The organism is Hyphomonas chukchiensis (assembly GCF_000682695.1).
In the GTDB taxonomy this organism is placed as follows: Bacteria; Pseudomonadota; Alphaproteobacteria; order Caulobacterales; family Hyphomonadaceae; genus Hyphomonas; species Hyphomonas chukchiensis.
Window position 1 is genome coordinate 42,834 of the sequence record NZ_AWFG01000030.1, and the last position, 23,689, is coordinate 66,522.

Annotated in this window: 25 protein-coding genes; 15 read left to right on the plus strand and 10 right to left on the minus strand. The window is 58.7% G+C overall.

The features are described 5' to 3' along the window. Positions 1–78 precede the first annotated feature (78 nt). Positions 79–738: a class II aldolase/adducin family protein gene (locus tag HY30_RS10560; protein WP_034740046.1), complete on the minus strand. Its 660-nt coding sequence runs from the start codon at positions 736–738 to the stop codon at positions 79–81. Continuing rightward, on the minus strand, positions 735–1,679 hold the full coding sequence (locus tag HY30_RS10565; protein ID WP_034740050.1) for a carbohydrate kinase family protein: 945 nt from the start codon (positions 1,677–1,679) through the stop codon (positions 735–737). Before HY30_RS10565 ends, HY30_RS10560 begins: the two co-directional genes overlap by 4 nt. Before the next feature lie 87 nt (positions 1,680–1,766). Here HY30_RS10565 and HY30_RS10570 point away from each other — a divergent pair, with 87 nt between their 5' ends. The 3 genes from HY30_RS10570 to HY30_RS10580 are packed head-to-tail and all read left to right on the plus strand — an operon-like array spanning position 1,767 to position 5,454. Then, positions 1,767–3,044 (plus strand): aminotransferase class III-fold pyridoxal phosphate-dependent enzyme, encoded by a 1,278-nt coding sequence (locus HY30_RS10570; RefSeq protein WP_034740051.1) that lies wholly within the window; start codon positions 1,767–1,769, stop codon positions 3,042–3,044. Next, positions 3,034–4,200, plus strand: a complete 1,167-nt coding sequence (gene alr / locus HY30_RS10575; protein WP_034740053.1) for an alanine racemase — start codon at positions 3,034–3,036, stop codon at positions 4,198–4,200. The genes HY30_RS10570 and alr overlap by 11 nt, the downstream gene beginning before the upstream one ends. A 9-nt stretch (positions 4,201–4,209) precedes the next feature. After that, a complete protein-coding gene (locus HY30_RS10580; RefSeq protein ID WP_034740054.1) occupies positions 4,210–5,454 on the plus strand; it encodes a D-amino acid dehydrogenase in 1,245 nt (414 codons plus the stop codon). A gap of 12 nt (positions 5,455–5,466) precedes the next feature. Here the strand turns inward: HY30_RS10580 and HY30_RS19305 are convergent, their stop codons facing one another. Genes HY30_RS19305 through HY30_RS10595 form a run of 3 tightly spaced genes read right to left on the minus strand, consistent with a single transcriptional unit; the run spans position 5,467 to position 7,103 of the window. After that, entirely contained in the window at positions 5,467–6,090 is a 624-nt protein-coding gene (locus HY30_RS19305) for a MotE family protein (protein WP_155839301.1), read from the minus strand. Between the two features lie 4 nt (positions 6,091–6,094). After that, positions 6,095–6,574, minus strand: a complete 480-nt coding sequence (locus HY30_RS10590; protein WP_034740057.1) for a hypothetical protein — start codon at positions 6,572–6,574, stop codon at positions 6,095–6,097. 4 nt (positions 6,575–6,578) lie between these two features. After that, complete coding sequence (locus tag HY30_RS10595; RefSeq protein WP_034740060.1) at positions 6,579–7,103, minus strand: flagellar basal body-associated FliL family protein; 525 nt, start codon at positions 7,101–7,103, stop codon at positions 6,579–6,581. A gap of 160 nt (positions 7,104–7,263) precedes the next feature. On the opposite strand from HY30_RS10595, the gene fliF reads away from it, so the two are divergent. From fliF to HY30_RS10620, 5 genes are read left to right on the plus strand one after another with little or no spacing between them, the layout of a single operon-like run. After that, complete coding sequence (gene fliF / locus HY30_RS10600) at positions 7,264–8,751, plus strand: flagellar basal-body MS-ring/collar protein FliF (protein WP_241765697.1); 1,488 nt, start codon at positions 7,264–7,266, stop codon at positions 8,749–8,751. Then, positions 8,744–9,340, plus strand: a complete 597-nt coding sequence (locus HY30_RS10605; protein ID WP_034740064.1) for a hypothetical protein — start codon at positions 8,744–8,746, stop codon at positions 9,338–9,340. Before fliF ends, HY30_RS10605 begins: the two co-directional genes overlap by 8 nt. A 4-nt stretch (positions 9,341–9,344) precedes the next feature. Beyond that, positions 9,345–9,662, plus strand: coding sequence for a FliM/FliN family flagellar motor switch protein (locus tag HY30_RS10610; RefSeq protein ID WP_051615324.1), 318 nt, complete (start codon positions 9,345–9,347; stop codon positions 9,660–9,662). Then, complete coding sequence (locus HY30_RS10615) at positions 9,649–10,425, plus strand: flagellar type III secretion system pore protein FliP (protein WP_051615325.1); 777 nt, start codon at positions 9,649–9,651, stop codon at positions 10,423–10,425. Before HY30_RS10610 ends, HY30_RS10615 begins: the two co-directional genes overlap by 14 nt. Then, a complete protein-coding gene (locus HY30_RS10620; protein WP_034740067.1) occupies positions 10,422–11,537 on the plus strand; it encodes a FliG C-terminal domain-containing protein in 1,116 nt (371 codons plus the stop codon). The genes HY30_RS10615 and HY30_RS10620 overlap by 4 nt, the downstream gene beginning before the upstream one ends. 18 nt (positions 11,538–11,555) lie before the next feature. Here HY30_RS10620 and HY30_RS10625 read toward each other — a convergent pair whose 3' ends face one another. The 5 genes from HY30_RS10625 to HY30_RS10645 all read right to left on the minus strand — a co-directional run bounded on the left by HY30_RS10625 (position 11,556) and on the right by HY30_RS10645 (position 17,335). Beyond that, positions 11,556–12,665 carry a flagellar basal body P-ring protein FlgI gene (locus HY30_RS10625; protein WP_081812188.1) on the minus strand — a complete coding sequence of 370 codons (1,110 nt, stop codon included), beginning with the start codon at positions 12,663–12,665 and terminating at the stop codon, positions 11,556–11,558. A 4-nt stretch (positions 12,666–12,669) separates the two neighbouring features. Continuing rightward, positions 12,670–13,653, minus strand: coding sequence for a flagellin (locus HY30_RS10630; protein WP_034740069.1), 984 nt, complete (start codon positions 13,651–13,653; stop codon positions 12,670–12,672). Between the two features lies 1 nt (position 13,654). Next, positions 13,655–15,103 (minus strand): flagellar hook-associated protein FlgK, encoded by a 1,449-nt coding sequence (gene flgK, locus HY30_RS10635; protein WP_034740072.1) that lies wholly within the window; start codon positions 15,101–15,103, stop codon positions 13,655–13,657. A gap of 28 nt (positions 15,104–15,131) precedes the next feature. Next, the gene (locus tag HY30_RS10640) at positions 15,132–16,436 is read right to left on the minus strand and encodes a flagellar hook protein FlgE (protein WP_034740075.1); all 1,305 of its coding nucleotides are present in this window, start codon (positions 16,434–16,436) and stop codon (positions 15,132–15,134) included. Between the two features lie 80 nt (positions 16,437–16,516). Next, positions 16,517–17,335, minus strand: a complete 819-nt coding sequence (locus HY30_RS10645) for a flagellar motor protein MotB (protein WP_034740077.1) — start codon at positions 17,333–17,335, stop codon at positions 16,517–16,519. Positions 17,336–17,489: 154 nt separating this feature from the next. Between HY30_RS10645 and HY30_RS10650 the strand changes: the two genes are divergently transcribed. Genes HY30_RS10650 through HY30_RS10680 form a run of 7 tightly spaced genes read left to right on the plus strand, consistent with a single transcriptional unit; the run spans position 17,490 to position 23,689 of the window. Beyond that, positions 17,490–18,389, plus strand: a complete 900-nt coding sequence (locus tag HY30_RS10650; RefSeq protein ID WP_155839302.1) for a FliM/FliN family flagellar motor C-terminal domain-containing protein — start codon at positions 17,490–17,492, stop codon at positions 18,387–18,389. Between the two features lie 41 nt (positions 18,390–18,430). Beyond that, a complete protein-coding gene (gene motA, locus HY30_RS10655; RefSeq protein ID WP_034740082.1) occupies positions 18,431–19,297 on the plus strand; it encodes a flagellar motor stator protein MotA in 867 nt (288 codons plus the stop codon). Then, positions 19,294–21,057, plus strand: a complete 1,764-nt coding sequence (locus HY30_RS10660; RefSeq protein WP_034740084.1) for a hypothetical protein — start codon at positions 19,294–19,296, stop codon at positions 21,055–21,057. The genes motA and HY30_RS10660 overlap by 4 nt, the downstream gene beginning before the upstream one ends. Next, positions 21,057–21,770, plus strand: a complete 714-nt coding sequence (locus tag HY30_RS10665; RefSeq protein WP_034740087.1) for a flagellar hook-basal body complex protein — start codon at positions 21,057–21,059, stop codon at positions 21,768–21,770. The genes HY30_RS10660 and HY30_RS10665 overlap by 1 nt, the downstream gene beginning before the upstream one ends. A 29-nt stretch (positions 21,771–21,799) precedes the next feature. Continuing rightward, positions 21,800–22,585: a flagellar basal-body rod protein FlgG gene (gene flgG / locus HY30_RS10670; RefSeq protein WP_034740089.1), complete on the plus strand. Its 786-nt coding sequence runs from the start codon at positions 21,800–21,802 to the stop codon at positions 22,583–22,585. A 1-nt stretch (position 22,586) separates the two neighbouring features. Continuing rightward, a complete protein-coding gene (flgA, locus tag HY30_RS10675) occupies positions 22,587–22,997 on the plus strand; it encodes a flagellar basal body P-ring formation chaperone FlgA (RefSeq protein WP_241765698.1) in 411 nt (136 codons plus the stop codon). Beyond that, complete coding sequence (locus HY30_RS10680; protein WP_241765699.1) at positions 22,994–23,689, plus strand: flagellar basal body L-ring protein FlgH; 696 nt, start codon at positions 22,994–22,996, stop codon at positions 23,687–23,689. The genes flgA and HY30_RS10680 overlap by 4 nt, the downstream gene beginning before the upstream one ends.

Consider the following 23,689-nt stretch of genomic DNA (forward strand, 5'->3'; position numbering starts at 1 on the left):
GACGCTCCTAATTGGGTGCTTCAGTGATGGTAGCTATAGATATCTTATGTGCAAGGGCGGCGCGTCCGGCTGCGGCATTCAGCCTTGCTTCTTCTGTCCATAGGTCTTGAAGCGATCCATGATGCGCGACATTTCATCGTCTGAAAGCAGGGCAGGGCCCCCAATGGCCAGGGTGCCCCAATAGATCGCAGCCTGTTCTTCCACTTCCTCGGCAATCAAAAGTGCGTGCTTGAGGCTTGGTGCGATGACGACCTGACCATGATTGGCCATGAGGGCGGCATAGCGGCCGTCGAGCGTTGCGATCACGGATTCGGCCAGCTCAGCCGATCCGAATGTGGCGTAGGGGGCGACTGGAATGCTCGCGCCGCCACTGACGGCGACCATATAATGGAGGGGCGGAATTTCCCGATGGGCGCAGGCCAGCATTGTCGCGTGACGGGAATGGCAGTGGACGACCGCGTTGACATCAGGCCGCAGGGCCAAAAGCTGTTGGTGCATGCGCCATTCGCTTGATGGCCGCATGACGTTAGGATCAAAGTGACCCTCGGCGTCGACCAGGACGATGTGTTCCGGTTGCAGCGCGCTCGGCGGAATGCCTGTCGGTGTTACCAGAAGCGAGCTTCCAAGCCGCGCCGAGACATTACCGGATGTGCCACGGTTCAGGCCGCGGGCATCCATCGCTTGCATGACCTCGGTAATCTGCTCGCGCAGCTTGTTTTCAAGTGCCTTGTCCATCATGCATCCTCAAGTACGGTTAGTGTGTGCATGGCCACCTCTGTTGCTGCGAAGCTTTCGAGTTTGCCATAAGTTGCAAGTCCTTGCGCCACCTGCGCGGCCGTCGCAGCCGCGAACCGAAGGGCTTCAAGATCAGCCCAGCCCCTCAGATGGGCGGCGATAAAGCCGGCACAAAATGAGTCGCCGCAAGTTGTCGTGTCGGCGACCTTTACCGAAAACGCGGGCAGTCGCCCCGTCAGATCACCTGCTGCCATCACTGCTCCGGCGCGGCCGTTCTTTATGACGCAATTGCGCGCGCCCATGGCCAGGAAAGCCTTGGCGGCCATGGCAAGATCATCTTCGCCGGTTATGCGGCGGGCTTCGTCGGCACTCGGCAGGAACCAGTCCACATGGGGAAGTATAAGCGCCAGTTCGTCACGTGCGCCGGGGCCTGGCGCGATCAGGTCGCACACAACCATTGCGCCATTCTCGTGCGCCAGTTTCAGGAGCTCTGCGCCCGGTCCGCCGTCGAAGGTGGGGGCACCGATCGCGCCATAGTGCAGGCATCGCGTATTTTGCACCGCTGCTTTCAGTGCGTCGGACAAGGGCGGAACCGATCCGGCACCCGGCGCATGAAGCGTGGGCCTGCGTCCCTCATCATCGATAGGCAGAATGGTTGTAGAGGTTGGCATGCCCGCCAGTGTCTGAACGAGCTGTGTGTCGACGCCGCCCTCTTCCAGCGCAAAGCGCACGAGACGCCCGGTGAGATCATCGCCGACTGCACCAGCGAGCGCAGTTTGCACGCCAAGGCGCGCCGCGATACAGGCGGTGCCGCCAGCTGTTCCGGCGGGTGCACAAGCAATCTGCTCAATCAGCCGCCCGCCCTCATTGGCTGGAATGTCAGTGATCGGGCGACCGACCACGTCCAGCGTTATGAGCCCGACGCAAATAAGTTCCTGTTTCACGGACGATCCTCCATAATTCGCCTTGCGATCCTAGACATAAATAGTAAGATAGTCAAAACTATCATTATTGAAATTAGCGAGGGTGTCATGTGGTCCAATTCTGTTGACAAGAATTTGCGCGAACGCGCCGAGGCGGTGATCCCCGGCGGCATGTACGGCCACCAGTCCGTTCGCCTCCTTCCGGATGATTACCCGCAATTCTTTGATCGGGCGTCCGGCGCCTATCTGTGGGACGTCGATGGCAACCGCTATATTGATTTCATGTGCGGGTACGGTCCCAATCTGTTTGGCTACGGGCAGCCGGATATCGACGCGGCCTATATCGACCGCATGAAGCAAGGGGACACGATGACGGGTCCTGCCGGCCTGATGGTGGACCTCGCCGAACAGATGACTGCGCTCGTTACGCATGCTGACTGGGCGATGTTCTGCAAGAACGGAACGGACGCGACAACGATGGCAATGATGATTGCCCGCAACCATACGCGCCGCAAGACCATCGTGCTCGCCAAGGGCGCCTATCACGGCGCGGCGCCCTGGTGCACGCCCTTGCGCAACGGTGTTGTGCCGAGCGACCGGGCGCATCAGATTTTCTACGATTATAATAGCGTCGAAAGCCTGGAGGCGGCTGTCCGCGAGGCTGGCGATGATCTGGCGGCTATCTTTGCCTCACCCATCAAGCACGACACATTTGTGGACCAGGAAGATGTTGATCCGGCCTATGCCCGCCGGGCACGCGAACTCTGCGACGAAACCGGCGCGCTGCTGATTGTGGATGATGTGCGCGCTGGCCTGCGCCTCGCGCGCGATTGTAGCTGGGCGCGCGTCGGTATCGAGCCCGACCTTTCCAGTTGGGGCAAGTCGATTGCCAATGGGCATCCGATCTCTGCGCTTCTGGGTGCTGAGAAAGCCCGCGCGGCGGCCGCGACAATCTATGCTACCGGATCCTACTGGTTCTCCGCTGCTCCGATGGCGGCATCTCTGGCAACGCTGAAAATGGTTCGCGAGACCGATTACTTAGAGCACACCCAAGTGCTGGGTGAGCGTCTGAGATCCGGGCTGAACGAAGCCGCGACACGCCACGGATTTGCACTTCGGCAAACCGGTCCGGCCGTCATGCCGCTTATCATGTTCGACGATGATCCCGGCCTGGGCAAGGGCTATCTCTGGAATGACGCGCTGATGAAGCGCGGCGTTTATTTCCACCCTTGGCACAACATGTTCATATGCGCAGCCATGACGGAAAAAGACATCGACGACACACTCCAGGCCAGCGATGAGGCCTTTAAAATCGTACGCGATGCGGGGTCGATTCCGCCAGTTGAAAAGCTCGCTGTACTGAGCAAACTCCCAAATGCCGACTGAGTCAGCTGCGCGGCTGAATGAAATCTCCAACCGGCCGGGGGCATCCGCTCCGGCCGAGGCGGGCGTTCTGTCGGTAGACCTTTCGGCCATCATTGCAAACTATCGCCTCGTCCAAGCGAAAGCGCCTTCAGCGCGCGTGGGGGCGGTGGTCAAGGCGGATGCCTATGGGCTTGGCGCGCGGACGATCGCGCCAGTGCTTGCGGGTGCAGGTTGCCGCGATTTCTTTGTGGCGCATCTCGCAGAGGCGCTGGAACTGGTTTCAGGCCTTCCCGAATCTGCGCGCCTCTATGTGCTCAATGGTCTCGCGCCCGGAATGGAAAGCCTCTGTGCGGATGCCGGCATCGTTCCGGTTCTCAACACGTTGGAGCAAGCGCGTGACTGGCAAGCGTATGCAACTGCGGTTGGTCGGAAACTGCCGGCTGTCCTGCAGGTAGATACCGGCATGTCACGTCTCGGCCTCGGCGCGGATGAGCTGGAAACACTTTTGCGACAACCCGGCTTCCTTGACTGGGTCGAGGTCCGGGTGGTGATGAGCCACCTGGCCTGTGCCGATATGCCGGATTCCCCGGCCAATGCCGAACAAGTCCGACGCTTTGCCGAGATGGCATCTCAGCTGCCAGAGGCGGAGCAATCCCTGGCAAACTCCGCTGCCGTACTCGGCATGTCAGATTGCGTGGGTGGTCTGGTCCGGCCGGGCCTGTTGCTTTATGGCATTGATCCCCTGTCGCCCGCGACGGCGGGTCTTCATCCCGCCATCACGCTTGATGCGCGTGTGATCCAGGTCCGGTCCGTGCAGGCCGGAGTCGGTGTTGGCTATGACCATGATTATGTGACGCCATCGCCACGCCGGCTTGCAACCCTGTCTGTCGGCTATGCAGATGGCTGGCCTCGTGCACTCGGTGGCAAAGGGGCTGTCTGGATAAACGATGTTTGTCTTCCGCTTGTCGGACGCGTCTCGATGGATACGTGCGTGGCGGATGTGACGGATATTCCGGCAGGATGCATTCAACCGGGCGACAAGGTCGAACTTATCGGTCCGCACCAGAGCGTGTCTGAACTGGCCGCCCTGCTCGAAACAGCGCCGCATGCAATTCTAACCGGTCTCGGAAACCGTTTCGAGCGGCGCTTCACCGGCCATGCTCTCCCGCAGGCTTAGGAGTATGTCATGAAAGTTGTAATTCTGGGCGCGGGTGTCGTCGGTGTGACGACGGCCTATTATGCCTCCCTTGCGGGACATGATGTCACCGTGATTGACCGTCAGTCGGGACCGGCCCTTGAGACGAGTTTCGCCAATGCCGGGGAGATATCGCCCGGCTACGCGGCGCCATGGGCGGCGCCGGGCATTCCGGCGAAGGCCCTCAAGTGGCTGCTCATGGAGCACGCGCCCCTTATCGTGCAGCCACGGCTTGACCCTGCCATGATTAGCTGGGGACTACGTATGCTGCGCAATTGCACGCCGCAGCGATACGCCATCAATAAGGCGCGGATGGTGCGTCTCTCGACCTATAGCCGCGAGATGCTGCAGCACTTGAGAGAAACTGAGGCCATCGAGTACGACCACCGCACGCTTGGGACTCTCCAGCTTTTCCGGACGCAGGCCCAGCTTGATTCCGCTGAAATGGATATCGGTATCCTCAAAAGTGAAGGTGTGAATTTTGAACTCCTCGATGCGGAAGGGTGTCGCCGGGTCGAACCGGGCCTGAGTAAGGCAGAGACGCCGATTGCGGGCGGCTTGCGCCTGCCCGGAGACGAAACGGGCGATTGTTTCAAATTTACGCAGGCGCTGGCCAAAGTCGCCGAGGATCGCGCCGTGCATTTCCTGTGGAATACGCCGATCGAAAAACTGGAGCGCCGAGGCAACCGTGTCTCGGTTCGCGTTGAAGGCAAAAGCCTTGAAGCGGATGCTTTTGTCCTTGCTTGCGGAAGCTGGTCACCTGTCTTGGCGCGTCCACTTGGGCTGCGCCTGCCGGTTTATCCGGTAAAGGGCTATTCCATAACCGTACCTGTGGGGGACGACCAAAGTGCGCCGCAATCCACGCTGCTGGACGAAAGCTATAAAGTGGCTATCACCCGGCTTGGGGATCGCATCCGTGTAGGCGGCATGGCAGAGCTTGCAGGCTTCGATCGCAGTCTGAATCTCCGGCGCCAGAGAACGCTGGAACACTCGCTGACCAGCCTGTTTCCGCATGCGTCTGACTCTACCGAGCGGTCTTTCTGGTCCGGTTTCCGACCCATGACACCGGATGGCACGCCGCTGATCGGCAAGACGCAGTTTGATAATTTATATCTCAACACAGGCCATGGTACGCTGGGGTGGACAATGTCATGCGGATCCGCGCGGGTTGTGGCAGACCTGATCTCGGGCCGGACGCCGGATATTCGCGCTGATGATCTGGGCCTGGGGCGCTAGGCCAGCACAAACTTAATTGGAAGCGGCGGAATCCCGAATATCGGCATTCAGTTCGGCGAGTTTCAGGCTCACGGCATAAGCCTTGCGGGTCTCCATGCTGGCCATGATGAGGCCGGCCTGTTCGCTGCGCATAAGGCGGAGGAAGTTGCCGGCAAAATCGGGCTCCATCTGATTGAAGATGGCGGCTGCCTGGTCTGGCTTCATCGAGCCGTACATGCGGGCAAGATGCATGATGTCCTCGTCCGAGGCCGTCTGCATTTCTTTCCAGCGCGCTTCCAGTGTTTCCTGAAGGGCGTTCAACTCGGCTGTGCGGCTGTCGAGGTCGAGTTCGCGAGCCTTCAATGCCAGTGTTTCTTCCTGCAGCTGGTCTTCCTGCGCGGCGATCAATTCCTGCTCGGCCGTAATCGCAGCCGCTGTCTCTGCGGTGAAGCAGACTTCGTCGATTGGGCGGGCCTCGGGCGCGGCTACGGTCTCGGCCACTTCGTGGGTGGCCTCTTCGCCCGCGTGTGGGCCAGCACCCAGGGCTTCAGCAGCTGTCGCAAGGTTGCTGGGAAGGAAACGCACGGCGGCTCCGACGGCAAAGAGGATGCCGAGCGTCAGGAGGACATACGAGCCGCGGTTGTTCAATGGTTTCATGGCGTTAGTCCGCCGGATACGGGATGGCAGGCCTGCGCGCAGGCACGGTGCTTCGCGCCGCATCGCCTTCGGTCAAATCCCGGAATTCCTGCATCATATTTGTCATTTCAACGATCCGGCTCTTCGACTGGTCGAGGATGATCCGCATCATGATGCCGAGTTCGGTTTGGGTATTGGTCACCTGGTCGACAGCGCTTTGCTGGGTGGTTTCCAATGAGGACTGGACCGTCTCGAGGCGGGCGCAGGTCGCATTGGCTTCTTCGAGGAGACCGGCAAGGCGCCCGGCCATTTCGCCGACATGCGACCGGGTTTCCTGCGTGGAACTCGACATGGCCGAGATCGACTTGGACATGGCCAGGATCGTGGCGCCAAGGCCGTCCTTGGTGTTTTGCAGCGCCTTCAGGCGCCGACTGAGCACGAAGCAGTAGACGCAGGCCGCACTCGACACCAGGATGATCGCAATGTCTGTGGGTTCGAAACTCATCGCGCTACCTCAACAGGAATTCTGTAATCAGGACGCCGTCGGATACGCCGCCGCCCAGAACGAGTTGCGAGCGCCGCCCCAGCTGGTCCCGCATATGCGAATAGAAACCGGGATTCTCGAAATCTGTCAGCTCCACAGACCGCAGATAGTTGGTGAAGGCGTCTATCAGCACAGGTTCCGCATCGGTCACAATGGTCGTGTTACCCGTATCGCAAATGATCGCAATCTTCAGCTTGATGTATCGCGTCGCCGGTTCGCTTCCGATCGTGACGAGAATATCCCGAAGTTCGACATAGGACTGGTTTGGCTTGATCGACGATTCGGCGACTGCAGGTGATTCTCCGGGGGCGCAGGCAGGGGTCGCCTCGACGGGAGCGGAAGGCGTCAGAAAATAGACTGTGGCGAAAGAGGTTGCGAGCGCGCCAACGGCGAGTAGCGCAATGCCGACCACGCCACCAGACTTCGCACCATCCGGTGCGGCTTCTGCTCCATCAGTCGTTGTGGCTTTCGAAGCCTTCTTCCCCGCCATAGGCAGTCACCTAATTTACCATCCCTGATGCCTGTTAAACAAATGTTGGGGTAAAGGAACCGTTAACAATTACTCGTAATAAATTAACCAATACCGGGAGCAGGGTTCAGTTTGGAGTTGGTGGGTTATGAGTTTTATCTCAACCTTGAGAGGGTTGCCGTTGTCTCGGCAAATCATGCTTGGGGTGGCTGTCCTTGGCGTTGCACTGGCCATGGCGTTTCTCGTGCGGGGCGCGACGCAACAGCCCATGTCTCTGCTATATTCCGGTCTTGAGCCGGCGCCGACGGGCGAGATTATTGAAGAGCTCGAAAAGCGCGGGACGCCTTATGAAATTCGCGGGGACGCGATTTTTGTGAGCGCCAAGGATCGCGACGCCGTTCGCTTTTCCCTTGCCAAAGCAGGCCTGCCGCAGCAATCGGTGCAGGGCTATGAACTGCTCGACAGTGTGAACGGTTTTTCTGTCACCTCCGAGATGTACAATGCCGCCTACTGGCGTGCCAAGGAAGGCGAGCTGACGCGCACCATCCTTGCGATCCCCGGGATCGAGTCGGCGCGTGTGCATATCGGAGCCAGCCTGAGAAGCGGCTTTTCGCGCAGCGAGCCGAAGGAAACCGCCTCCGTAACGCTGGCAACCAAGTATGATCTTTCCAGTGGTCAGGCTCAGGCAATCCAGTATCTGGTTGCGCTCGCCATTTCAGGCATGAGCCCTGACGAAGTGGCGGTTATCGATTCCAAGAAGGGTATCCTCGCCGGGCCGGGCAATGACACCGCCAAGCAGCCGGGCGTTCAGGCGGAAACGCAGGAAGGCATGCTCGAGCAGAAGGTTCTGCGCCTGCTGGAGGCGCGCGTCGGGCCCAACAATGCCCGCGTCTCGGTCTCCGTGGATGTCAGCCATGAGAGCCTGCGCACATCCGCCGTGACCTATGATCCGGACTCGCGCGTGGTGCGAAACCGGTCGACCGGTGATGTCAGCGAGTCGAGCGGGGGGACATCCGGCGCCGTCACGGCTGCGAGCAACCTGCCTCAGGCAAATGATGCGCCCGGCGGTTCGTCCAACAGCACAGCCCGTAATTCCAATGAAACCGTCTCGTACGAAATCAACGAGACGCGCACCGAAACAGAGCGCATGCCCGGTGCGATTGAGCGCATATCCATGGCAGTTCTCCTCAACGATCAGGTCCTCGGTATTGATCCTGCGGCCCCCGATGCGGCCACGCTCACCGAACAGATGGCAGCCGATTTCAAGCAGCTGATCATTTCAGGAGCCGGTCTCGACACAAGCCGCGGGGACGACCTGACGGTTGAATTCATGCCCTTCCAGGCCCTGCCAGAGCCAGAGATGGTGGCGGCCCCTAGCCTCGTGCAGCAGTTGATGGAGCGCTACATGTGGTCTGGTATCAAGATCATCGTTCTGGGCCTGGTGGTTATCGTGCTGGCATTTGGTGTGATCCGCCCACTGCTCAGCCAGAAGCCCCAGCTGGAAGGCATGGCTGGCGGCACGGGTGATCCGTTCGCCCTTGGCGCCGATGGCGCGCCAGCGGACCCGTTCCTCTCCTTGAAAGACTATACGTCGACGCGGCAGGATGATGCGGCTGCTATCCTTCAGGAATGGCTGAACGAAGACCGGAAGGCGGCTGTCAATGAGTGAAGCCTTTCTCGCCACGCTGCCACGGTTTGATACGGATGCTCCGGCGCCTGCATCCAATGCGCGCCGCATTCTGCTGAGGCAGGCGGGGGTTGAGCCGGCGCCGGAACAGCCCGTATTGGAGCCGGCAGAAGCAATCGATCCTGAGCCCGAAATGGCAGCGCCCGTTCATCCGGATTTTGCCGATGTCGAGATTGTCATGGCGGCCTTGTCAGACACGATTGAACGGCTGGAACGGGAGTCGCGACAGCAAACCCTGAACACAACCCAGGCCATTGCCGCGCGTCTCTTCCCGGAGCTTTCCCGTGCGTTTCTGGCACAGGAAATCGGACGTCACCTGAGCGCTATGGTTCCGACCACAGCTCCGGCAGTAGAGATCCGGGCGCAGTCTCTGCTTGCTGAGAAACTGCGGGAGCTGGTTGCGGCCTCGGCAACGCTGAGTGAACGTTGCGCCGTCGTGACGGCCGGGCAGGACGAGAGTTCCCGCGTGGAGGTGTCGTGGGAAACGGGCGGTGTAACCTTCGATTTCGACGGGCTTCTAAATGCCTGCCTCGCCCAGCTGGATTCCCCTCAAGCTTCGATCAAAGAGTAAAAGCATGGCAAACCCTGAAGAAATTCAACACCCTGAGAACGACCGGCGCGAGTCGACGACGGCAAACAAGTATCGGCGTTCCATCTTCAATGTGCCGGTCACCGTCACCGTGTCCATAGGTCAGGCCCGGTTGAGTGTTTCGGAAATTCTTGAACTGCGCCCTGAATCGGTTGTGCCTTTGACATCCCGGATTGACGATCCCGTCAACATATCCATCGAGAACAAATTGATCGCGCGGGGCGAGCTGGTGGAAACCGAAGACGGCTCGCTCGGCGTCAAGATCACGGAAATATCAGAGCAGGCAGGCGATGCCATCGCTTAGGAGCGTCGGCGTCTATCGCTTTCTGGCAATCCTGATTGCGGCGTTGGCGTGTGTCGCAACCGCCGCGCACGCGCAGGGCGTGACGCCCACGCCGATGACTGGCCTTGATGATGTGCTGAACGGCGCGGGGGGAGGGCTCAGCCGCTCCACAATCCAGCTTTTCCTTCTGATTTCGGTGCTGAGTCTCGTGCCGGCAATCGCGATGATGGTCACGTGCCTGCCCTTCATGGTGATTGTGTTTTCCTTCATGCGCCAGGCCATCGGCGTGCAGCAGGCGCCGCCCAACATGATGATCATGGCGCTGGCTATGTTTCTGACATTTTTTGTCATGGAGCCTGTCTTCACGGATGCGTGGGAGACGGGGATCACCCCTTATATGGATGGGGTGTCCACAGAGGAGCAGGCCTGGGTGGACACGACCGGGCCATTTCGCGAATTCATGTCGCGCCGAATCGAACCCGAGACAATTGCCGTACTCGGTGAGGCAGTGAACCGGCCGATTGTAGAAGGTGAAGCGCCGTCTTTCTCCCTATTGGCAACGGCATTCATGCTGTCGGAAATCAAGCGTGCGTTCCAGATCGGCTTTGTGATCTTCTTGCCCTTCATGGTGATCGATCTGGTCGTTGCGTCTGTCTTGATGGCGGTGGGCATGATGATGGTCCCGCCGACAGTTGTTTCTCTTCCGTTTAAGCTTGGATTCTTCATTTTGGCTGATGGTTGGCTAAAGATCACCGAAGCGGTGTTGAGAGGATATACCGGATGAGCACCCAGCCCCGTACGGAACTGGCTACGAGACTGTCGACAGTGCCTGAGCCTGTTGCGCCGCGCCTTCTGCCGGTATCAACGATCACGCCGTCGCAGCGCGCGGCCGTCATCATCGCCATGCTCGGTGAGGCGGCAGCCAAGCCGATCGTCGAGAAACTGGATGATGCTGCGCTCGCCAAGGTGGCCGTAGCACTACAGAACATATCATTCGTGGCACGGGACGAGATCGTCGCGATCGTGATCGACTTCCTGACCCATTTGCGCAGCTCCGATGGCGCCCTGCGCGGTGGGCGCGACAAGGCACGTGAGGTGCTGGCAGGCGTTCTCGACGCCGAAAAGCTAGCGATGATCATGGGCGACGAGAAGGCCAGCAAGCAGGCGGCCTCCGGAAAGCCTGATGTGTCTGCTGATCCATGGGTGAGATTTGCCCGGCGCGAGCCCAAGCAGATCGCTGCCTATCTTGGCAAGCTCTCTCCCAATATTATCGCCCTTATCCTGCGCAAGATGGAACTCGGTGTTGCATCGGAAGTCCTGGCCCTCATGGATGACGCCAAGCTGGCCCCCGCCATGGGCTTCATGGTGCAGGCCCAGAAGGTGGACCCCGGTATTGATCAGGTTCTGGCCCGCATGATCGAGATGGAGTTCCTCAACAATGAGGATGAGGGATCTGAAGAGAATGACGATCACCTGTCGGCGATTGGTGAATTGCTGAGCCTCATCCCGGCTGAGAAACGTGACACGCTGGTCAAGTTTCTCGAGACCTCTCATGAGGACAAATTGCAGGGCATCCAGAAGTCACTCTTCACGATCGATAGCTTGCCGGACATGCTGCCGAAAAATGGTGTGCCTGTCGTCTTCCGGGAGCTCGATGAGGCAACCTCCATCAAGCTGCTCAGCAGTCTGCAGGGGCCTTTCCCGGCAGTGGCGGAATTCCTTCTCGGCAACATCTCGTCGCGTCTGGCCGACAAGTTGCGTGAGGAACTCGGGGAGGCCAAGGCGCCCTCAGCGGAAGAGGGCGAGCAGGTGCAGCGCGATTTTCTGAGCATGCTCATGACGATGAAGCGCAGTGGTCAGATCACGCTCGTGACCCCAGTACCAGCTGAAGCCTGAGGCGCATAAGAAAGTTCTCTAGCGAACGACCAGCTCGGCGTGGATTGCGCCTGCTGCCTTCATCGCCCGGATAATGTCCGCCATTTCCTGCGGTGACACGCCCAGGGCATTGAGCCCGGTAATCAGCTGCGACAGGGAGACGTTCTCATCAAGCATCGCGATATTGCCACTGCCGGTATTCCCGATCGTGATCTGGGAACGCGGTACGGTCGTAGTCTCGCCTTGCGAAAACGGATTTGGCTGAGACACGATCGGTGATTCAACGATCTTGATCGAGATATTGCCTTGGGCGATTGCCACTTTCGAGATTGTCACATCCTCACCCAGCACGATCGTGCCCGATTTTTCGTCGATTACGATGCGCGCGGGGGTCGAGACGGCAACTGAAAGATTTTCGATACTGGCAAGCACGCGGGAAGGGGAGTCCGTCACGTCCAGCAGGTCCAGATCGATTGTCCCGGAGTCGCGCATCGAGGCCATCTGGAAGCCAACAGATTTGTTGATTGTCTCTTCAATACGGGCTGCCGTCGTGAAATCGGGATTGCGCAGGGCCAGGGTCACGATATTGCGGTCGTTGAAGGCATAGTTGATTTCACGTTCCACCCGGGCGCCATTTGGCACGCCCCCGGTGGTTGGTGACCCGCGCGATTCGCTGGCGCCCGCCGCCTGCACGTTAATGCCGCTTACGATGATGCTGCCTTGTGCGACGGCGTAAACTTCATTGTCGGCACCCTTGAGCGGTGTCAGGATCAGCGTGCCGCCTTCGAGGCTCTTCGCATCCCCGATCGAGGCAACGGTCACGTCAATGGTCGAACCATTGCGGGCAAAGGACGGGAACGTCGCTGTAACGAGCACGGCGGCGACGTTCTTCGGTTTGATGTCCTCTCCCTGCACGTTCACGCCAAGGCGTTCCAGCATGTAGGACAGCGAATCCTCTGTGAAGGGAGAATTCTTCACCGAGTCGCCCGTGCCATTGAGGCCGACTACAATACCATATCCGACGAGATCGTTCTCGCGCACGCCTTCCACATCCACGATATCGCGAATACGTGGTTCTGCGACTGCTGACATGGGCAGGGCGAAGAGGATTGCCGCGATCAGGGCCTTGAGTCGGGGGGCGCGTGTCATGGCATTACCTCAGGAAATTGAGCAGGGTCAGATTGGCGAGGCGCGATGTCAGCGTATAGGCGGCCTCAAGGCTGCTTTCGAGATCCTTGAGTTCCGACGCGGCCTCATACTGGTCGCGGGCGGTCAGCTCGTTGAAGGACGCCGTCAGAACAGTCTTTTCGACACTGAGTGACTCTTTATCGGTCTCGACCTGAGCTTGGGAAAGGCCGACGGAAGCCCGCAAATTTGTCAACGCGGTTTGTCCGTTTGCCAGGCTTTGGGCGGCCGCAAACACGGGGTTACTCGCGCCATTGAAAAGAGGCAGGGCCTCATCTGCCCCGGAGAGCGCCATGACGGCCAGTCCGGAGACAATCTGTATGATGCTGTCATCTGTGCCGGGTACGGAATCCGGATCGGACGCGGTGTCCGTTCCGGCATAGATATTTGTCCGCCATCCGCCTGTCGGTGAATTGAAATAGGTGTCCAATTGGGCGGCGAAGTCTGCCTCATCGGTTGCCGTGATGGCGATCTGCCGAATATCCGACAAAAGGTCATCGACCGAGGCAAAAGGCGGTGTTGTGGCGGCGTCGCCCGAGAAGAGGTATCTCTCGCCATAGCGGGCGTTCAGTGCCGAAAAGGATTCGTTGAGTGCGGCTTTGGAATCGCGGGCGGTCGCATTCTTCGAAGCCGTATCCTCTGATGCCATGGCAGCCTGCATGCGTGCAGACAGACCGCTTACACTGGTCTGAACAACTTCGAGACTGCGCTGAGTAAGGTCAAGTCGGCCTTCGCGTATGTTGATGCGCACGCCTTGCTGTTCAATATCATCGATTGCCTTCTGCCCAAGCATGGCCTGACTGATCCGGCCCGACAGATGCTTTGTCATATCCTCATAGCGACCGGTAACAGTCTCCTTGGACGTCGTTTCCAGACGCTCGCGTATGGCCTTGATTTCAGGACTTAGGCCCTTTGATGCGAGGAGGCTTGAGGGGGAGAGGAACCGAAGCATATCAGATCTCCATCAGCCGCTGGATCATTTGGCTCGCGATCTCGATCACTCTCGCATTGGCAGCGTAGGCTTGCTCAATCAGGAGAAGATCCTGCATCTGGCTGTCCACATCGACACCATTTTGCGCCTGTTCTGCCTCAAGCAGCATTGCATGCTGCGAAGACGTGGACGAGAGAACGGTTTCGTTCTGGATGCGGCTTTGTCCGGCAAGCGAGGCAAACTGCGCAACCATCTCAACCGAGGAGAACGATCCCTGGATACCGGCCGAATTGACCGGATTTGCAGATTTGAATGCGCCCAGCAGGCCATTCAGGATTGTTGTATTGCCCGTGGGTCCAGGTGTCGTGGCACCGAGGCCATCGCGCAGCCGCCATGTCCCGCCACCCTGGTCCGGGTCAATGGCTGCGTTGACGGATATCCTGCTGGCAAGGCCGATGCCTCCGGCGCCCGTTGAATCAACAAAAATGCCCTGCTCGCCAGGTGTCTTCGTTGGATCCAGGGCGTCATCGGAGAAACGTGTTATCAAGTCGCCTGCCAGCGCATCCAGCTGGGCACCCACCGCCGGCAGGTCCTGGTCCCGCAATGTGAAGAGCGCGCCGAATACGCCGCTCGACACGGCGCCGTAGGAAGAAGATCCAGGCGTGATCGAGATGCCGTCCACAGTCATTCCGGACAGCGTTCCGTTTGCCAGAGTGTCGCCTTGGCTGAATGCCGCAGTGGGGTTGAATTCGATTTTCCGCGCCGTGCCTGACAGCAGGTAGACGCCTTCAGGCGTTATGACATCAATGGTGCCGTACTGGCGATCAACCGCCTGTACCGGCATGTATTCGGATATAGTGTCGAGCGCGCGATTGCGCTCGTCAATCAGGCCTGCGGCCTGGCTAGACGAGCGATCCATGCTCGACAAACGGCCGTTTATGTCCTGAATTGTTTTCAGCGCCGAATTGACGATATCAACCCCATTGGCGATTTCGTGGTCGGCTTCAGCCCTGAGGCTGTCGACCATCTGCGAGAGGTCATGGAATTCCTGGACAACGGATTTAGCCGACCGTAGCACAGCCGATGCATTTGAACTGGATTCTGGCGAGAGGGCGAGGTCCGACAGGGTCGACTCAAGGCCTGAGAATGCCTTGAAGAGTCCTGTGCCTTCGGAAGAGTTGCCGATTTGGGCCGATATGGTTTTCCATGTCGACGTCAGCATGTCCGCTTGCGCATAATCGCTTGTCAGGCTGCGCCGCTCGGCCGTCAGTGCATAGTTCTGCGACCTGGATACGCCGATGGCCTGCACGCCGCCTGAGCTTTCGCCAACCCGCTTCTCCGATACGACCAACGCCCGGCTGACATAGCCGGGCGTGGAAGCATTGGAGACATTGGTTGCAGCAATGTCGGCCCTCAGACTTGTGATCTGAAGGCCGCTCTTTGCTGAATTGATAGCACTGGACAGGGTCACGTGTTCGGCCGCCTTTCAGCGCTGCTTATCAGCGTTTCAGATTGGTCGTTTCCTGCAACATCTCGTCTACGGTCTGGACGATCTTCGCGTTGGACGAATAGGCCCGCTGTGTTTCGATGAGGTCGGTGAGTTCGGCCGCGATGTCTGTCGTGGATTCCATAAGCGAATAGCCGGCGACTGCGCCAACCGGGCCGGCGCCGGCATCCCACAGGTACATGCTGCCGCTTGAGCCAGAGACTTTGTAGGCCTGACCGTCCAGCGCCTGGAGACCATTCATGTTCGGAACGTCGCCCACCGGGATCTGGTACAGCGTGCGGCGCAGACCCGTATCGTAGACGGCCTGCAAATAGCCTTTCTCGTCGATTTCAACCGATTTGAGATCGCCAATCGGCGCGCCATTCTTGGAAACATTCGTTGGCGAGAAAGGAGCCGCGAGTTGCGTGATACCCTGGCTGTCATTGGGGCGACCGATATTCACCGAAACCGGACCATGTGGCAGCGACAGTGAGATAGCGCCTGTAGCAGGATCATAGCTGGCGCCGCCGCTTGCAGTTGCCGTGAGGATACGCCCACCGGAGACAGGGGCGTCGCTGAACTCGATATCCAGGCTGCCAATTGAGACCGCGGGGTCGCCGGCGCTGTCGAAGATATCGACTTTCCATTGGTTGCTGGCGCCGCTGGCCGGGATAACAGGAGAAAACTGGAACGTTAGCGTGTTTGCGCGTCCGAGATTGTCGAAATATTCGACTGGGAGGTTGAAGTCGCCTGTTGTGGCGCCTGCATTGGTTGCGTCGGCCGGCAAGTTGATGCCAAGGTCCATTTCAGTTGTCGGTGTCGCGGTAAATTGCGATGTCGAAATGTTCACGGGAGCCAGGTTCACACCACTATTGCGGCTGACATTCCCGACTTCGCCCGACGAATTAGCGGGCCAGCCAAGCAGGAAGAGCCCGCTCTGTGTCCGGAGGTTGCCATTCTCATCGGCGTAGAACGAGCCGGTGGGCACGAGCATCATTTGCCGGTTCGAAGGTGTCGATGTCAGGCCGCTCGTATCGGTAACCGGGAGCAGCCCGCGACCTGAAACAGCGATATCCGTCGCACTGCCAGTCGAAATAAGCGAACCCCGCGCCGCGACATCCTTGAACGTATCCACCCGAACGCCGCCTGCAGAGTATGCGGATGATCTCTGCTGGATCACCATGCTCGAGAAATCAACCTGGCTGCGCTTGTAGCCAGCGGTCGAAGAGTTCGCGATGTTATCTGAAATTGTCGAGAGGCGCGCGGAGTTGACGTTCAACCCCATCACGCCTGCGTTCAGGGACGAAGAGATGCTCATGTACGGTTGCTCCTGCAAGGTATAGCAACCAAAATTAACCCTTGATAGTTAATGACCGGCTAACCGATCGGGCCGTTCTGTTAACGAGTCAGGATAGTGATCGAGATGCGGCGGTTCTGGGGGGCAGACGGATCACCCTCGATAAGGGGGTCTGTAGCAGCCTTTCCGGAGACTTCGAGAATCCGGTTCGGATCCAGGTTGGCCGAAAGCAGCAATTTGCGTGCCGCATTGGCCCGGTCCGATGACAGGTTCCAGTTGTCGTAGACGGCGCCATCGCGATAGCTCAGGCTGTCCGTGTGCCCGACGATCTTGATGTCGTTCTCGAATGTCGCAAAGGACTTCGCTACCTGGCCCAGCATGCCTATCAACAGGGGCGATGGATCGCTCCTGCCGATCGGAAATAGCGGGGCATCCTCGGAATCCGTGATCTCTAGCACCAGTCCCTCTGGCGACATCTTGATCATCATGTGTTCGGAAAGCTGTTGGCCTTCAGCGCTCATCGACTGTTTGAGGGATTCAAGTTCAGCGGCGATCTTGCGCTCGGCCGCTTCGCTGTCCTTGCCCTCGCTATGGTTGGCGACCGTTTCCTTGCGAGCGGCGCCTGTTCCCATACGGGCATAGGTTTCCTCTGTCATTATCGACGAGCCATTCAGTCCATCGGAACCGCCGCCGGATATGCGGGAAATCGGGATGGTCGGGCTGAAATAGTCAGCGATACCTTTACGCTGCTCTTCCGTCGTTGCGTTGAGCAGCCACATCAGCAGGAAGAACGCCATCATAGCGGTCACGAAGTCAGCGTACGCAACCTTCCACGCGCCACCGTGGTGTTCGGCGGCCTTAACCACGCGTCGGCGCTTGATGATCGTGGGTTGCACGATGGCTGCGTTCTGAATTTCCATTGGTCCCGCCAGATGACTGATGAGACACGTTTACCAAAGACCAGTGAAGGATCATTGCTTGTCCAAGGATTAACTTTAGGTCTGTCGTTAATGCTTTTTCAACGGGTCAGTCACCAATTGGTAGGGTTATTATCCCTCTAGTTGCAGGTGATTCGTGTCCTCGATTCTACGGAAAAAGATTGAAGCGGGAGCTGGTGTGCCGCCATCCATCGCAAATCTGCGTCCGTTTTGGGAGCAGGTGCAGTCCAGCACGGAGGCTTGGGCGCATGCGAATCTCGGCGAGGAGACGGCCGTCAGGATCACCGCGCGACGGGTTATTGGCGCGAGTGCTGCCGCCGATATACTGGAAGACCCTTTTACATTTTTCATGCTTGCCAGCTTGTCGCCTGGCATCGCCTCGATTACGCTGGACAACCGTATTGCGGTCCAATGCGCTGCTGCGCGCCTGCATCAGGATGTCGAGAGCCTCGCGGACGCATCTTCCCTCTTCCTGAAGCTTCTGTGCGAGCAGACGTCCATCGTGCTCTGGCAGAAGGTGGCCGGCCCGCTGGAAAATCATGAGACATCTGCGGCTCAGTCTCCATTGTGCGATAGTGACTCAGTCGTCGGTGGCTTTGACCATGCCAGCCGCTACTTGCGCGTGGATATCGCGCTCGAATTTGGGGGCGATATTTCCATCCTCAAACTTATGTACGGCTTTGATTTCATTCAGAAGCATGCGCAAGCCGAGCTTCGCCATGAGGAAGTCCGAAAGCAAAAGGCCTGTCAGCAAAGTCCAAAAGCGCTCAATGCGTCCGTACGCGCTTCGGCGATATCTCTGGACGCAGTGCTTGAGCGCATGACGCTAACGATTGCCGAGTGTTCGCGGCTGGAAGTCGGCAATATTCTACCGCTTTCCAATGCAGATGCGAACCGGCTATCGCTCTGTGCAGAAACAATAAATGGAAGTGTCGATATCGGCTTGGGAGAGCTGGGTGTGTGGAAGCGGCAGAGAGCCGTGAAGCTTCACACGCCAATATCAGAAAACTTCGCTCGTGAGATAGTGGATTTGTGACAGCGCCCCGCACCGGGCGTGCGGGAATAGGGAGTTCTGGGGTGAATACAATATTTGGACTGATCATAACCGTGGTTATGGTCTTCGGTGGTTACATCCTCGCAGGCGGCAAGATGGGCATCATCACCCACTCGCTGCCATTCGAAGGCATGATGATTGGCGGCGCTGCACTGGGTGCATTCTTTGCTGGCAACGACATGAATACGATCAAGCATACCGTGGGTGATGTCACGGCGGTGTTCACCGGGGCCAAGTGGAAGAAGACCGATTATCAGGACCTGCTCTGCTTGATGCACGAGTTGCTAAACCTGATGAAGCAGAACCCTGTCGAGGTTGAAGCGCACATCGAAGCGCCAAATGAATCCGCGATCTTCAGCAAGTATCCTAAGATCCTGAAAGATCATTCGGCGATCGAACTGGTTTGCGACACCATTCGCTCGATGATCATGAACTTCGACAATGTCCACCAAGTCGAAGAGCTCATGCAGAAACAGCTCGACCAGCTGGCTGAGGACAAGCTTCACGGGTCGCACGCGCTGCAGAACATGGCAGATGCCTTGCCGGCACTTGGGATTGTTGCGGCCGTGCTCGGCGTGATCAAGACAATGGCATCCATCGACAAGCCCCCCGAAATTCTTGGCGGCATGATCGGTGGCGCGCTCGTGGGTACGTTCCTCGGCGTCTTCCTGGCCTATGGTGTCGTTGGTCCCTTTGCGAAAAAGGTAAAGGATATCCGGGTTGAAGAGCATGCGTTCTACGCGATGATTGGTGAGATCCTTGTCTCCAACCTGCATCTCAATCCGGTCAATATCTGTGTGGAAGTTGCGCGCCGTCATGCGCCATCCCGCGTCCGTCCGACCTATGACGAAGTCGACCAGGCCATCCGAAACATGAAACGCGCCGCATGACACGTCTTCCCTTCATCCTGATGCTCAGCCTCTGCCTGGTTCCCCAGGGCCTTGCGGTTGAGCCGGATGCAGGGGCACCGGATCAGGCATCACGTGAATCAGATCTTTCTTCCAATCTGGAACTGTTTGTCCAAGGCGCGATCCGGGAGGGGATACTGACCCCAAAGGGATCCGCCTCTTCTGAAGCAGACGAACCAGAGGTGGGTTCTGGCCATCAGCCCGCGCAGCTTGTGAACAAGCATCGACCCGCAGCCTTCGCATCAGAGCCCACACATGATGCATGTGACGCGCGGGATGCCTTCGACTTCACGGGCTATAAGGACATTACCGAATACCAGCAGGTGTATACCGCCCGCGAAGCAGTTGGCCGCGAGGGCGCAGATGGCCCGGTCGCGTCAACAGGCTACGCGCTGGCGAAAACATATATGGCGCTTGGCCTCTATTCTGAGGCGCAGATGGTGCTGAAGCTGACGCCTGGCGCTCAGGCGACAGCGCTCGGCAAGCTGGCCGATCTGATGGAAAACCGCCGTGCGCCGGATGTCGGTTTCTTCGCACAAATGGTCTCCTGTGAGCCGGATACGGCGATATGGCTTGCTGCTGCGGAACTTGTTTCGGGACGCGAGGCGGGTGCTGCGCGCCTGCAGGGATCACTGTCGGGCTTCCGCAAGCTTCCATTTCGTCTCCGTGCGGATGTGACCCTGCTGAGCGTTCCAAAGCTCGAAGAGCGCGGTGACAGCGGTCTATCCAAAAAACTCATCGCGGACTTCAATGAGGAGGACTTCAATAATTCTCCGCAGTTGCAGTTTGCACGCGCTTTGATCGAAATGGATGGTGGCAGTCCGGAAGCACGGAAAACCGTCGCCAGCTTCCTGCGCAAGCCGCAGTTTCAGGAAGATGCCCTCGCCGCCATGCAACGTCATGGCGTGCCGGTCGATCCGGCCTATGAGGAAGTCCTGCTGGGCGACCTTATGCAGAAGTTTGGCTATATCAGCAGCGACAATGAGCTCGTTGCCAGTTTGCAATATGCGCTCCGGGAGTTGAGCGCGCGATCCAGCTACAAGCCCCTCATCAAGCTCGCGGCCCTGCCTGCCCTTCAGAACCCGGAAGCTCAGGCCGAGGTCAAGCGGCAACTCGTGGCAAGTCTCCGTCGTGACCTGGAAAGCAACGAAACCGTACGTAACCTGGCAGCGATTGACGTGATGATTGAGGCGCCGGATTTCCTTGCAACCGAACCGGACCGGAATGCGCTTTACAGCCTTGCCTCTGCCCGCGCAGTCCAGCTGGGTTTTGCCGATCTGGCAGGCAAGTTGTCAAAGGGCGTGTCGATGACGGATGATGTCGCAGCCGAGACAGCTGAACTCGCGTTCCGGCGCCGCGACTACGACACGGTCTTTGCGCTCGCGACAAAATATATCGGCGATCCGTCACTCAATCTGCTTGCAGCACGCAGCGCCATTCGTACGCACGCACCAGAGCGTCTGAGGGTCTATGAGGATCGCCTCGAAATCGCGCCGGACGTCATCCTGGCGCTCATCGAAGACGATGCGACTGCAGGCGACTGGATCGTTTCCGAATGGGTCTACACGGCAGCACGTATGCTGACCGGCGATGAGCACAAACGACGGGTCGCGCTGGTCGCAGAATTGCGGCAGGCCGCGCGCAAAGGGCCTGTTACGCAGCCTAAAGTTTCGGTCGCGCAGGCACCGGCCATATTCAACCGCGCCAGCGCATCTCCAGCGCCGGTCGGAGGGGGTAACTGATGTCCAACGCTATCTATGCCACACTCGCGCGACAGCACGGCCTGATGCAGGAAATGCAGGTCGTGTCCAACAACCTCGCGAACTCCAGCACAACGGGCTACAAGACAGACCGCGCCATATTTGCAGAATTCCTGGTCAGTACCGGATCGGATGCTTCCTCTCTCTCTATGGGCAGCCTCGCCGGTCACTCGTTCGAGATGGAGCAGGGGGGACTTAAGGTCACGGGTGGCCAGTTCGACCTGGCCGTTCAGGGTGACGGATATTTCACGGTGGACACGCCGCTAGGCACGCGCCTGACGCGCGCTGGCCAGTTCCAGCTCGCAGCGAACGGCAATCTGATCGACATGAATGGCAGCAATGTCCTCAATGCCGGTGGCGGGCCGATTACGATACCGCCGGAAGCGACCAACCTTGTGATTTCCGCAGACGGTACAATTTCGGCTAATGGCCTGCAGATTGATCAGGTCGGCGTCGTCGTTCCGGACGGCGATCTGATGCGGGACTCCAACACGTATTTCTCCGCTGCGGGCGGGTTCGTTGCAGCCAAGGACTTCGGCATCGTCCAGGGCGCGCTTGAACAATCCAACGTTTCACCGGTCCTCGAGGTTTCGCGCATGATTGAAGTGCAGCGTGCCTATGAGGCAGGGCAGACCCTTCTGGAAACTGAAGACCAGCGCATCGGTCAGCTTATATCAGCTGTGCGCGAGCGATAAGCCATGATGGCCATTGAGAGGAGACGGACATGAAGTCCCTACAGATTGCAGCAACGGGAATGGCGGCGCAGCAAATGCGTGTCGACGTTATCTCTAACAACATCGCCAACATGAGTACGTCGGCGTATCGGCCGCGCGTCGCCGAATTCTCGGACCTCATGTATCAGCAATATCTCACGCCCGGCACGATTACGTCGCAGGTTGGGACGGTGGTTCCTGCCGGTATCCAGATTGGCACCGGTGTGCGCCCCTCAACGGTTTCCATGGAGATTACCCAGGGTGCGCTTAAGGAGACCGGCGGTGAGCTCGATCTTGCCATCGACGGCACAGGCTTCCTGGAAGTCACATTGCCCTCCGGCGACTCTGCGTACACGCGGGACGGCAAACTGAACCGCAGTGCTGATGGCGAGCTCGTGACTATGGATGGCTACCCGCTCGCAGATGGCATCACGATTCCCAATGATGCAACGCGCATTTCGATCAGCCGTGATGGCGAAGTCGTGGCCTATTTTGCCAATGCTGCGGCCGGCCAGGCGATCGGCTCGATCTCGCTGACGCGCTTTGTTAACGAGAAGGGGCTTCAGGCGCTTGGCGATAACATGTTTCGCGAGACTGAAGCATCAGGCCCACCGACACAGGTCGTGGCAGGCACGGAAGGCGCTGGGTATATCCACCAGGGCTTCATTGAGGATTCGGGCGTCGATGTCGTGAAAGAGATTTCCGAACTTATCGAAGCCCAGCGCGGCTATGAACTGAACTCAAAGGTCATCACGGCATCGGATGAGATGCTCGCGGCGACAACACGGTTGAAGTAAGATGATGACGTCCCTTGCTGCACTCGGACTTGGCTTGCTGGCCACTGTGTTCGATTCTTCGTCCCTTGTTGCTGCCGAAGTCATTCGCGCTGGCGATCGGGTGTCCCAGGCGAATGCCGTTACCGAAGAGGGGGATGTCGCCGAAGGCGCTGACCCTCTTATGGGCCGTGAAGTCCGAAGGACGGTCTATGTGGGCCAACCCATCACCGCGAACAACACGCGTGCGCCGATGATTGTGAAGCGTAACCAGACCGTATCGGTGAAGTATATCAAAGGCGCACTTGAGATCACGACGACAGGGCGCGCGATGGGCGATGCGGCCGCAAACGAAACGGTCACGGTTCTAAATCAGGACTCCCGGCAGCTCGTGCAGGGAGTGGTTCAGGAAAGCGGATGGGTGTTGGCACAATGAAAACGTTTCTTTCCACGACTGTTTTGGCGACCGCGATGACGGCATGTGCGAGTGCGCCGCCACCCACCGCGCTTCCCGACATGTCATACGCCACCCAATGGAATATCCCCGTCGACCAAAGTGCGGACGGCACAAACCCATCGCTTTGGGCGACATCGCCAAACGCCCTGCTCAGCATGCGCCGGGCCAAGGAAGTTGGTGACCTTCTTACGGTCGTCGTCGAGATGGACGATCAGGCAAGCCTGAAAAGTTCTCTGACGCGGAGCCGTGACTCTAGCGAGAATTTTGGCGTCGATGCGCTTTTCGGTCTGCCTCAGGTCGTCAACCGGGCCCTGCCTGGTTCGGCAAGCCTGTCGCCTGCCGTAGACTATACACGGAATTCGGCCCTTAACGGCGCCGGCGCTGTGAATCGCGCCGAGAAGATTGCCTTCACGCTCGCCGCGCGTGTCGTGGGGCTCGAGCCGAACGGTAACCTTGTAATCCAGGGCTACCAGCAGACGCGTGTCGGTAACGAGGTTCGCTATCTGAGTGTCGCAGGCGTCATCCGTGCACAGGATATCACGCGCACCAATACGGTGTCCTATGAGAAGATAGCGGATGCCCAGCTTTCCTACGTCAATGACGGCGACACAACAGGCGCCGGGGGTCGCGGAATCGTTCCCCGTATGATCGATAAGGTTCTGCCGTTCTAG